This is a genomic window from Blautia sp. RTP21359st1_E11_RTP21359_211015, from assembly GCF_040910705.1.
Classification (GTDB): domain Bacteria; phylum Bacillota; class Clostridia; order Lachnospirales; family Lachnospiraceae; genus Blautia_A; species Blautia_A fusiformis.
The window spans coordinates 80,028-91,941 of the sequence record NZ_JBDGAB010000002.1 but is presented as its reverse complement, the minus strand read 5'-3'; the positions used below and the strand labels follow the sequence as shown (position 1 = coordinate 91,941).

Below are 11,914 nucleotides of genomic sequence, written 5' to 3'. Positions count from 1 at the left end.
GCTCTGTCATTTTTCGAAGCTTATTTACTTTACTTCCACACATGCTGCGTCATGCTTACGCAGGGAAAGCTCATAACCTCTGATGGTGATCTCAACCGGATCTCCAAGAGGAGCTACCTTTCGGATATAAACCTCGCTGCCTTTTGTGATTCCCATATCCATGATACGACGCTTGTAAGCCGGGTCGCCGGTGATCTTGGAAACAACTACTGTAGAACCTACTGCTGCATCACGTAAAGTCATTTCTCTTTTCCTCCCTGTTCATATTCCAATTCCTAATCTATCCTCAACTGCGCCTTCCGCAGTTTGGGGCAAATCCACTACCGGTCACTGCCGCACAGTCCGGTCACACCATAATGTGTCTGGCCATTTCCTTATTGACTGCTACTCTGGAATCCTTGACATTTACGATCAGATTGCCGTCAAACTGAGAAATAACTGTCACTTCCGCATTCTCAACAAAACCAAGGCCTGCAAGAAATCTTCTTGTATCCTCCGCTCCGGAAATACGCTTGATCGTGCCAGTATCACCTGACTGTAAAAATAAAATCGGCTGCATGGAATCCCTCCGTTTCTTTCTATTAATTAACTCAGTCTAATTAGTTAGACCTAACTCATAGGTTAGTTTATACTAAGTTTTTTCGAATGTCAATCCCCTAAATGAAAAAAGTTAATCAAGATTAAGTTTTTATAAACAAAATATAAAAAAAGTTCCTGCATTCTGAGGTATTTCTGTCTGGCAGAAGGTTACCTCAGAATGCAGGAACTCTGTTCTGATTCTTTTTCTGTTTGCAGCCTGTTAAGCTAAAAACCCCTTCCGGAACTTTTTCTTTCTTCCGTGCTGCTCATATTTTTATCTCTTAGTGGATCTGATCATTCAAAAGCTTCAGGATCAGATTCTCCGTTTCATTGATTCCGTAGCTTGCACTGTTGATACAAAGATCGTAGTTATCCGGCTTGCCCCACTGAGCTCCGCCGTAAAAATTGTAATACCGTCTGTGCTGGCTGTCCATCTTCTTCAGGAAACGGACTGCCTGCTTCATATTCATCTTCCGTACATCCATAACATGCTGCACACGGATAGCAAAAGGAGCTGTGATAAACAGACTGATATGCGGAATGTGATTGTTCTTGAGGATCGCATCCGCACACCTTCCCATAATGATGCAGTCCTCTTTTGAGGCCAGATCGCAGATCAGGTCACTCATGTTAAAGAATACCGCATCCTGTTTCGGAAGACCATGGTAACGGTTGAATTCCCGGAACCAGCCCTTGGGATCAAATTTATGCTTCTTCTCATATTTATTGAAATCCGCAAAATATTCCGCATCGTTGACCGCGCCCTTTTCCGCCTCAAGACGCCTTAATACCTGATCAAAGATCTCCACATCATAATAGTTGATCCGAAGTTTGTCTGCCAGTCCGAAACCGATATCATTACCGGCACTTCCCTGTGTACGGCTGATACAGATGACCAGATGGTCATTCTCAGAGATTTTTTCCCTGCGCTTGATCATATGATTCAGTGCCACACGTTCCTTATCCATGATATCCGTAGCAACAAAAGTCTCCGGCAGCGTCAGGATCTCCTGAAAGATCTCATCATATTTCTTCATGAGACGGCTTTTTTCTTCTTTATCCTTGATGGTCCTGGCCATGTTGCTGATCAGTGCCATCTCGCTTCGAAGAAGATGTCCGTCCGGTTTGGTATACATCAGAGCACTTAAGTTCCGGATAGTGCCTTCTCTGTCACCGGTGAAGGTACGTCCAAGGGAAGATCCTACGCTTTCATAAACCTCGCCATCCAGTTCATAAAGCCTGGTGGCAAGCTCTCTGCATTTCTCTCGAATGTTATTATCCTGCATATTGATCCTCCTCCCTTATAAAAAGAATACCAGCATATCGATGATGAACACCGGTACCAGGAAACAAATGGACCATGCCATGTATCCGAAGAAGGACGGCATGTTGATACCATTTTCGTCAGAAAGTGTCTTGACCATAAAGTTCGGAGCATTGCCGATATATGTATTGGCGCCCATAAATACAGCACCGCAGGAAATCGCAGAAAGAAGCTTTACAGGAACCGTTCCCAGCGTTGTTGCGATTCCGTTTGTAAATCCGAGAGTTCCCGCTGTTGTCAGAAATACCAGATAGGTCGGTGTATTATCCAGGAAGCTGGACAAAGCTCCGGTCGCCCAGAACATCTGGTACGGCTCGGTGATACCAAGATTCGGTCCTACTGCTTTCAGAAGCATCAGGGCCGGCTGCATGGTGATAAAAATACCGATGAAAAGTACTGCAACCTCCTTGATCGCACCCCAGGTAAAATGGTTCCGCACACGGATCCTTTTATCTGTTGTTTTAAAGGACAGAAATGCAGCTGCCAGGATCAGGACGATCTCAATGATCGACGGGAGGCTTAAAGTAACCTCACCAAAAATATGAAGGCCCTTTACATTTCCGGCCGCATCCTGAAATGCAGGCATACCGGGAAGCATTCCGCTTAAGATAACACCCACAACGATCATCACAAGGAAGATGATATTATGAAGACCCTCGATCTTAAACTCGGTACCCGGTTTGCTGATATCCGGTTTACGTCCCTCTGAGATATCCTTCTTGTAAGAGCGCATATCCAGATGATAGAACACAAACAGAAGGATTACCATATTAAAGATCAGTACCGGAAAAAGATGAAGGCTCCAGAAAAACGGAACTCCTCGCATGAAGCCCATCAGAAGCGGCGGATCACCGATCGGTGTCAGGCAGCCACCCATGTTGGATACCATAAAGATGAAAAAGATCATGATATGACCCTTTCTCTTTCTCCAGGAATTCATTTTGATCACCGGACGGACCATCAGCATGCTGGCTCCGGTAGTTCCGATACAGCTGGAAAGCAGGGTTCCCAGTGCAAGAAGTCCTACATTTACTCTTGGTGAGCCCGCAAAATCACCCTCAACTGTAATGTTACCGGATACACAGAACAGTCCGAATAACAGGATGATAAATGTAAGATAGTCATTGATCACGCACTCAAGTACTGTTTCCGCAGTTTTTCCGGCACCGTAAACAACTGCAAACGGAATGATCATAAGAACGATCCAGAATGCAACCACAACGGGCTGATGTGACTCCCACCACTCACCCTTTACCAGTGGCATCACTGCAACACACAGAAGAAGGCCCGCAAAAGGGATACAAAGCCACACCGGCACACCAGATCCTGTCCCACCGTTTCCGGCTGCCCATACACCCACAGGACATGCCAGAAATACTGTCAGAAAAGTACACATGACGGTTAATAATTTTTTCAAAATTTTCACCCCTCACATAAATTTTTTTACCAGTGAAATTATAACATATGGCGTTCTAAAATCAACTGTGTAGATGTGCAATTTATACTCGAACCCTCTCTCTTTTTTGTGCATTTTGTCGGTGTGTCATAGCATTTTTTGTTTGTTTTCAAACACACGACCAGATTTTCGGATACTGTTTTCTATATCTGTTATATAATTTATATACATTGTCTCTCTGACAAAAAAGCAGCCGTATTCTCCATCGGCACACTAACCTTTCCGGAAAATACTGCTGCTTTTGTATCTGTTATTTTTTTATTATTCCATACACTCGTCAAGGATCTCTGCCATCTTGTCGATATCCTCTTTTGTGATCACAAGAGGAGGAACAAGGCGGAGAACATCACTTCCTGCTGAGATCACCAGAAGGCCCTTTGCAAGAGCTTTTTTCACCACGTCTCCTACCGGACGTCCCTTGATCACGATACCCTGCATGAAACCTTTGCCTCTTCTTGTTTCTGCACAGTCATGCTTTGCAACCAGTTCGTCCAGCTTCTCCTCAAAATACGGAGTAAGTCCCTGCACATGGGAAAGGATCTGATCTTTTTCAAAAATGTCAAATACCTTGCTGACTGCTGCACATACGAAGGGATTTCCACCGTAAGTGGTTCCGTGGTCGCCTGGCTTCAGGGAAGCTGCAGCTGCTTTTTTGTTCAGCACAAAAGCACCTACCGGAACTCCACAGCCAAGTGCTTTGGCACAGGTCATGATATCCGGCTGTACTCCATATGCCTGCCATGCAAAATAATGTCCGGTACGTCCCATACCGCACTGGATCTCGTCCAGGATCAGAATGATATCCTTCTCATCACAAAGCTTACGTAAGCCTTCCAGGAACTCTTTTGTAGCCGGATAAATACCTCCTTCTCCCTGTACGGTCTCGGTGATGATGGCACAGGTCTTATCTGTGATCTGAGCCTTTACACTCTCAAGATCATTGAAATCTGCAAATTTCACCCCACCCATCAGAGGCTCAAAGGGTTCTCTATAATGTGCATTGCCTGTCACGGAAAGAGCGCCGATGCTGCGGCCGTGGAAGGAATGGTTCATGGCAATGATCTCATGGTCTGCATGGCCATCTCTTTCGTAGGCATATTTCTTGGCAGCCTTCAGAGCACCCTCAATGGCCTCTGTACCACTGTTTGTGAAGAAGGCCTTTTCCATATGGCTTGCCTGTACAAGTTTGGCACCTGCCTCAATGATCGGCTCATTGTAGTACAGGTTGGAAATATGCATCAGCTTGTCGATCTGGGATTTCAGTGCTTCGTCATAGCCCGGATAATGATAGCCCAGGGCATTTACTGCGATACCTGCCGCAAAATCCAGATATTCCTTTCCTTCGGAATCATAGAGGTAACAGCCATCGCCTTTTTCAAAAACTACTGGAAAACGGTTATATGTATGAAGAATACTGGCTTCAGATTCTTCCATCTGTTCATTCATGCTCATTGTAATATTTCTCCCCATCATCTTTTAGAATTGCAGTACCAATACCTTTGTTTGTAAAGATCTCAAGCAGTAAGCTGTGCGGGATCCTTCCATCCAGGATATGGACTCTGTTTACACCATGCTCGATAGCGTCGATACAGTTTTTCAGCTTCGGGATCATACCGCCGCCCACAGTACCATCTGAGATCAGATTCTCAGCCTCATCTACACGAAGCTCGGAGATCAGAGTGGAGGGATCATCTGCATCCCTGTAAACGCCCTCAATATCGGACAGGAAGGCAAGCTTCTCTGCCTCAACTGCCTCTGCAATGGCGCAGGCTGCATCGTCCGCATTGATATTGTAGGAATCAAAATTTTCATCAAAGCCGATCGGGAATACGATCGGAAGGAAATCTCTTTCCAGAAGGTCATGAAGAATCTTCGGATTAACCTTTGTAACCTCACCTACGTAGCCGATGTCTTCGCCTTTGGAAAGCTTCTTTTTGCACTGGAGAAGGCCGCCATCCTTACCGCTGACACCTACAGCCTGTACGCCGAGAGATTCTACCAGAGTAACAAGCTCCTTGTTTACTTTTGCAAGAACCATCTCTGCGATCTCCATAGTGTCTTTGTCCGTTACACGGAGACCGTTTACAAAATGCGGCTCCATGCCGACTTTACCGACCCAGCGACTGATTTCCTTGCCGCCGCCGTGAACAATGATCGGTTTGAAACCGACTAATTTCAGAAGGACTGCGTCCTTGATGACGTTACGCTTTAATTCTTCATCAAGCATGGCGCTTCCGCCGTATTTGATGACTACGATCTTGCGGTTGAACCGCTGGATGTATGGCAGGGCTTCTATGAGAACCTCTGCTTTGTCAAGATATTTCTGATTTACCATGTGGGTGTCTCCTTTTTTTGAAAAATGATATGGATTGAAAAAGGTTTTGTATTGTTGTATGTTAGATGTTTTTCTTTATAAATTATAGTTTTGTCTCAGCTGACAGCTGTGGATTTGCGAGGAGGGGAGGCACTCGGAGTTCCGAAGGCCGTTTCCCCTCCTCGCGCTCCTCCCCTCCGGCCACGGGAAACGGGCTGTTGCCCGCGTTGCGGGCAAAGCGCCTGCTGCGGACAGGCTGTCGCAGACAGCCGCTTCCGACGCGCTTTCGCCGAAGGCGAACAGCACGTCAGTCTGCCTTCGGCGACTGAAGTCCTACATGCCACAGCCAAGCGTGCCCAACGGAGGGGGTTCTTAGGGGGAGCGTGCGGGCTTCGCAACTTTGAGCTCGCTCCCCCTAAGGGTTTTCTCAGCTTACAAACTGAAACAAAACTACAACTAAAATCCACCATAAAAAACATTCTACAAAGCTCTTACATCAAGAACGATAATCCGCATTGATCTTTATGTAATCATAGGTGAGGTCGCATCCCCACGCAGTTGCGGATGCATCTCCCATCTTCATATCCGCGATGGCTGTCACTGCCTCTTCTGAGAGGATCTTAGTTGCTTTCTCTTCGCTGTAGCCTGTAGAAACTCCATTTTCAATGATCTTGATCTTTCCTGCTTTGCTCTCAAAGTAGAGATCTACCTTTTCCGGATCGAACTGGACGCCGGAGTAGCCGAGGGCGCAGAGGATTCTTCCCCAGTTTGCATCATGGCCGTAAATGGCTGCCTTTGTTAAGGAAGAGGTTACTACGGATTTACTTAAGGTTACGGCTTCTGCCTTGGTGGCTGCGCCGATGACCTTGACCTCGAAGAGTGCAGTTGCGCCTTCTCCGTCACCTGCGATCTTTTTGGCGAGGGTTGTGTTTACGTAGTTAAGAGCTTTTTTGAACTCTTCATAATCTGCGTTTTTCTCTGTGATCTTCGGATTACCGGCCTGGCCGTTTGCAAGGAGGAGGACAGTGTCGTTTGTGGAGGTATCTCCATCAACGGATACCATGTTGTAGGTGTCCTTGATATCCTCGCTGAGTGCTTCCTGAAGAAGTTCCTTTGAGATATCCACATCACTGGTGATAAATCCAAGCATTGTGCACATGTTGGGGTGGATCATTCCGGAGCCCTTGCACATACCGCCTACCGTTACGGTTTTTCCACCGATCTCGATCTCTACCGCTGCCTCTTTCTTCTCGGTATCTGTTGTCATGATGGCTTTTGCTGCCTCAAGGCCTGCCTCGCGGCTTCCCTCAAGCTTCGGTGCCATGGCTTTTACTCCGTTTGCGATACGGTCGATCGGAAGCTGCATTCCGATGACACCTGTGGATGCTACCAGTACGCTGTCTTCCGGGATCCCAAGGCTTTCGGATGCTGCCTTGGCGGTTTCCCTGCAATAGCCGAATCCTTCCTCACCGGTACATGCGTTGGCGATTCCGCTGTTGCAGATCACAGCTCTTGCACCCGGGTGGTTGTATACAATGTCCTGATCCCATCTTACAGGAGCTGCTTTTACCACATTGGTCGTGAAGGTTCCTGCAGCCACACAGGGAACCTCACTGAATACCATGGCCATATCGGTACGGCCTTTATATTTGATCTCTGCTGCAGTTGACGCTGCCTTAAAACCTTTTGCGGCTGTAACGCCGCCGTCGATGATCTTCATATTATATATCTCCTCTCAATGGTGATGCCGGATCGAATATCGCAGTTCATTCGTTTAAAGTCCTTCGGCATCCCCCATATTTTATTTGTGATCTGCCTGTTTTACGGACACATCGGAATCTGTTTCAGTCCTTCGTTCTCGTCAAATCCAAACATCAGGTTCATGTTCTGAACAGCCTGTCCTGCTGCACCCTTTACCAGGTTGTCGATAGCGCCCATCATGATGACTCTCTTTGTTCTCGGATCGATCTTGAAGTTCACGTCCACAAAATTGCTGCCTTCTACATTTCTTGTCTGCGGGCATACATCCTTGTTCAGGACACGTACAAAGAACTCGTCTTTATAATATTTGTCATAGGCTGCTTTTACTTCCTCATAGGTAACATCCTTGGTCAGGGAGGCATATGCTGTTACCAGGATTCCACGGTTCATCGGAACAAGATGCGGGGTAAAGTTGATCATCACTTCCTGTCCGCATGCATATCCAAGCTGATCCTCGATTTCCGGTGTATGTCTGTGTGTGGCAACACCGTAAGCTTTGATGCTCTCGTTTACCTCACAGTAGAGATTCGGAACCTTGGCTCCTCTTCCTGCTCCGGAGGTTCCGGACTTGGCATCAATGATAATGGTATTCGGATCAATGAGGCCTTCCTTTAACAGCGGATAAATAGACAGTGTGGAGCATGTCGGATAGCATCCCGGGTTGGCGATCAGCCTTGCATTCTTAATATCCTCACGGTTAATCTCGCAGAGGCCATAAACAGCTTCCTCGATAAACTGCGGAGCCTTATGCTCGATTCCGTACCACTTCTCATATTTTTTCACATCTTTAATACGGAAATCTGCGCTTAAGTCGATCACCTTACATTTGGAAAGGATTTCTTCATTAATAAGGGATGCACAAAGGCCCTGTGGTGTTGCGGTAAAGATCACATCCACCTCATCTGCAAGTGCAGCCATGTTGTCATCCATACATTTGGCATCCACCAGCCTGAAAAAATTCTGATAAATATCTGCATACTGCTGATCTATGTAGCTTCGGGAGCCGAACCATTTGATCTCAACGTCCTTGTGTCCAAGAAGAAGTCTTACGATCTCATTTCCTGCGTATCCTGTCGCACCGATAATTCCTGCTTTAATCATCTTTCACATTCCTCCTCTGCCGTTTTTCTACGGCTTTATACACCCTGCAGAAGCGCTTGCTATTCTTATTTATGCCTCTTTTTTATGTCTTCTGATATCTGAATCTTCTGCACAGGTCAGACGGACATCTTAAACCTGTCTGTACTGCCAGCTCATATGTCCATCTTATCAATGGATAGATTATACATCTTCTCTGCATATTATGCAATAGTCATTTTCTTTGATTTTTCACGGTCTTTTCTGTTTTTCCTGTATTTTCTTATAATACCGCCTACTTTTAGATGTATTTTTATGCAAATTTTTTTTCATATTTTTCAAATTATCTCTTGCATATTTATAAAATCTGGTGTATATTAAGCCATGTCGACAGGACAGCCGAAAATTTTGTTTTGTTGTACATGAATATTTATTCACTCTGGTAAAGTTATAAAACAGCATAATTTTTTTCCAGATAACGTAAAAAAATTCACCGTCCCGGAAATGTCCGGAGCGATACAAAATCAAAAAAATCCCAGGAGGACATATATTATGAAAGAAAAAGTTGTTTTAGCGTATTCCGGTGGTCTTGATACCACAGCCCTGATCCCGTGGCTGAAAGAAACCTTTGATTATGACGTTGTCTGCTGCTGTGTAAACTGCGGACAGGGAAACGAGCTGGACGGTCTTGAAGAGAGAGCAAAAATGTCCGGTGCTTCCAAATTATATATCGAGGATATCGTCGATGAGTTCTGCGATGACTTCATCATGCCGTGTGTAGAGGCTGGTGCTGTATACGAGCATTCCTATCTTCTCGGAACTTCCATGGCTCGTCCGGTCATTGCCAAGAAGCTGGTTGAGATCGCACGTAAAGAGGGTGCCGTTGCTATCTGCCACGGTGCTACCGGTAAAGGAAATGACCAGATCCGTTTCGAACTTGGCATCAAGGCTCTCGCTCCGGACATCAAGATCATTGCTCCATGGCGTATGACAGATCTGTGGACCATGCAGTCCCGTGAAGATGAGATTGAGTTCTGTAAGGCTCATGGCATCACTCTTCCATTTGATGCAAGCCACAGCTACAGCCGTGACAGAAACCTCTGGCACATCAGCCATGAGGGACTTGAGCTTGAGGATCCATCCCAGGCTCCGAACTATGATGACATGCTTGTATTAAGTGTAACACCTGAGAAGGCTCCGGATAAAGAAACTGAGATCACCATGACATTCGAGCAGGGTGTTCCGAAAACACTCAACGGAAAAGCAATGAAGGTTTCCGAGATCATCACAGAGCTGAACAAGCTTGGCGGTGAGAACGGCATCGGTATCGTTGATATTGTTGAGAACCGTGTTGTTGGTATGAAATCCCGTGGCGTTTATGAAACTCCTGGCGGAACGATCCTGATGGCAGCACATGACCAGCTTGAGGAGCTGATCCTTGACCGTGAGACAATGGAAGCCAAGAAAAAGCTTGGCAGCCAGTTTGCACAGGTTGTTTACGAAGGAAAATGGTACACACCTCTCCGTGAGGCTATCCAGGCATTTGTTGAGTCCACTCAGAAATATGTTACCGGTGAGGTTAAATTCAAGCTTTACAAAGGAAACATCATCAAGAATGGTACAACCTCTCCGTACAGCCTTTACAATGAGTCTCTTGCTTCCTTCACAACCGGTGATATGTATGATCATCATGATGCAGACGGATTCATCACTCTGTTCGGTCTGCCGCTGAAGGTTCGTGCCATGAAGCTTGCAGAAGTTAAGAATAACCAGAATCAGAACTAATTTTGTTGGACATTGTTCCGACAGATCATAAGAATGCCCCGGGAAGCTATATAAGTTCCCCGGGGTCTTTTGTTATATACTGCTTTGATCACATAATACCTAATAAACGAAAGGATTTTTTATCATGAACTCACAGAAAATGCCTCTGAAAAATTCTCTCTGCCTGCTTCTGGCCGCAACGATCTGGGGAATCGCCTTTGTTGCCCAGAGTGTCGGCATGGAATATGTCGGCCCCTTCACCTTCAACGGCGTCCGTTCCCTGATCGGCGCCGCTGTCCTGGTTCCGGTGCTCTTTATCCTGAACCGTTCCGGAAATAAATCCTCTGCTGCCACAGACTCCGCAATACCGGAATCCTCATCAACCCCTTCAGAAAAAGCTGTATCCCCCACGCCATATAACAGCCGTGACCTGTGGCTGGGCGGCATTGCCTGCGGATTTGCTCTTTTTGCTGCCAGCAGCTTCCAGCAGTTTGGTATCCAGTACACAACAGTAGGAAAAGCCGGCTTCATCACCGCCTGCTACATTGTCATCGTCCCGATCATCGGAATTTTCCTGAAAAAGAAATGCAGTCCCTTTATATGGGCAGCCGTTGTCATGGCACTGGTCGGACTTTATCTTCTCTGCATCACAGACGGATTTTCCATTGGCCTCGGAGATATTCTGGTGCTGGTATGTGCTTTTCTCTTTTCCCTGCACATTCTGGTGATTGACTATTTTTCCCCGAAGGCAGACGGTGTAAAGCTTTCCTGTATCCAGTTTCTTGTCTGCGGGATCCTGTCCATGATCCCGGCACTTATTCTGGAACATCCGCAGATTTCTTCCATTCTCACTGCCTGGCTGCCGATCCTGTATGCTGGTGTAATGTCCTGCGGTGTTGCCTACACCCTGCAGGTCGTAGGCCAGAAAAATGTGAATCCCACCGTTGCTTCTCTGATCCTTTCTCTTGAATCCTGCATCTCCGTGCTTGCAGGCTGGGTGCTCCTAGATCAGAAGCTTTCCATAAAAGAGCTCCTTGGATGTGTCATCATGTTTGCAGCCATCATCCTGGCACAGCTGCCGGAAAAAGAAAATAAATAAAAAACAGGCAGCCGGTTTGGTATTTTACCTTCCGGCTGCCTGTCTGCATGTTTCTTAGTCTGCTGTTTCTTCCTTCTTAATGAAGTTATTATAATGTGCCTTGATCTTCTCAAAGCTCTCCTGGCTGATGTCGTGCTCCATCTTGCAGGCATCCTCCATTGCGATCTCTGCCGGAACCCCAAGTCCCTCCAGCATCCTGGCAAGAACAATGTGACGCTCATAAATCTGATTGGCGATCTCTGCCCCCTTCTCCAGAAGTGTCACGGTACCGTAACGGTCCATGGCAATATAACCATCCTCACGAAGAAGCTTCATTGCGTGACTGACGCTTGGCTTGGAAACACCAAGTCTGGTCGCAATATCAATAGAACGGACTCCTCCGCCTTTTTTGGATAAAACCAGAATTGACTCAAGATAATCCTCCGCTGACTGTCTGATTTCCATATAAAATCCTCCCTGCAAAAATTTAACTCTATATAGACCCTCTAAAGGGATCTGAATCCCATTCCTTCCCTGTTCTACAGGCGAATATTAACTTTT

At 46.3% G+C, this 11,914-nt stretch carries 11 protein-coding genes; 2 read left to right on the top strand and 9 right to left on the bottom strand.

The features are described 5' to 3' along the window. Nucleotides 1-24: 24 nt before the first annotated feature. The 8 genes from AB5026_RS01210 to argC form a co-directional block, all read right to left on the bottom strand. Nucleotides 25-243, bottom strand: coding sequence for a ferrous iron transport protein A (locus AB5026_RS01210; RefSeq protein ID WP_015525998.1), 219 nt, complete (start codon nucleotides 241-243; stop codon nucleotides 25-27). Nucleotides 244-346: 103 nt separating this feature from the next. Beyond that, complete coding sequence (locus AB5026_RS01205; protein ID WP_015525999.1) at nucleotides 347-559, bottom strand: FeoA family protein; 213 nt, start codon at nucleotides 557-559, stop codon at nucleotides 347-349. A gap of 301 nt (nucleotides 560-860) precedes the next feature. Further along, entirely contained in the window at nucleotides 861-1,865 is a 1,005-nt protein-coding gene (locus AB5026_RS01200; protein WP_022426396.1) for an AAA family ATPase, read from the bottom strand. Nucleotides 1,866-1,880: 15 nt separating this feature from the next. Next, entirely contained in the window at nucleotides 1,881-3,320 is a 1,440-nt protein-coding gene (locus AB5026_RS01195; RefSeq protein WP_118608100.1) for a sodium:proton antiporter, read from the bottom strand. Between the two features lie 300 nt (nucleotides 3,321-3,620). Further along, nucleotides 3,621-4,805, bottom strand: a complete 1,185-nt coding sequence (locus AB5026_RS01190) for an aspartate aminotransferase family protein (protein WP_349045369.1) — start codon at nucleotides 4,803-4,805, stop codon at nucleotides 3,621-3,623. Beyond that, nucleotides 4,798-5,694, bottom strand: coding sequence for an acetylglutamate kinase (gene argB, locus AB5026_RS01185; protein WP_022426393.1), 897 nt, complete (start codon nucleotides 5,692-5,694; stop codon nucleotides 4,798-4,800). The genes AB5026_RS01190 and argB overlap by 8 nt, the downstream gene beginning before the upstream one ends. A 475-nt stretch (nucleotides 5,695-6,169) precedes the next feature. After that, nucleotides 6,170-7,393 (bottom strand): bifunctional glutamate N-acetyltransferase/amino-acid acetyltransferase ArgJ, encoded by a 1,224-nt coding sequence (argJ, locus tag AB5026_RS01180; protein WP_368212608.1) that lies wholly within the window; start codon nucleotides 7,391-7,393, stop codon nucleotides 6,170-6,172. Nucleotides 7,394-7,494: 101 nt separating this feature from the next. Further along, complete coding sequence (argC, locus tag AB5026_RS01175) at nucleotides 7,495-8,535, bottom strand: N-acetyl-gamma-glutamyl-phosphate reductase (protein ID WP_015526006.1); 1,041 nt, start codon at nucleotides 8,533-8,535, stop codon at nucleotides 7,495-7,497. Nucleotides 8,536-9,063: 528 nt separating this feature from the next. Between argC and AB5026_RS01170 the strand changes: the two genes are divergently transcribed. Both AB5026_RS01170 and AB5026_RS01165 read left to right on the top strand, forming a co-directional pair. Continuing rightward, nucleotides 9,064-10,296, top strand: a complete 1,233-nt coding sequence (locus AB5026_RS01170) for an argininosuccinate synthase (RefSeq protein ID WP_015526007.1) — start codon at nucleotides 9,064-9,066, stop codon at nucleotides 10,294-10,296. A gap of 124 nt (nucleotides 10,297-10,420) precedes the next feature. Further along, complete coding sequence (locus tag AB5026_RS01165; protein ID WP_178818334.1) at nucleotides 10,421-11,374, top strand: DMT family transporter; 954 nt, start codon at nucleotides 10,421-10,423, stop codon at nucleotides 11,372-11,374. A 54-nt stretch (nucleotides 11,375-11,428) separates the two neighbouring features. Here AB5026_RS01165 and AB5026_RS01160 read toward each other — a convergent pair whose 3' ends face one another. Further along, the gene (locus tag AB5026_RS01160; RefSeq protein WP_021650299.1) at nucleotides 11,429-11,818 is read right to left on the bottom strand and encodes a metal-dependent transcriptional regulator; all 390 of its coding nucleotides are present in this window, start codon (nucleotides 11,816-11,818) and stop codon (nucleotides 11,429-11,431) included. Between the last annotated feature and the right edge of the window lie 96 nt (nucleotides 11,819-11,914).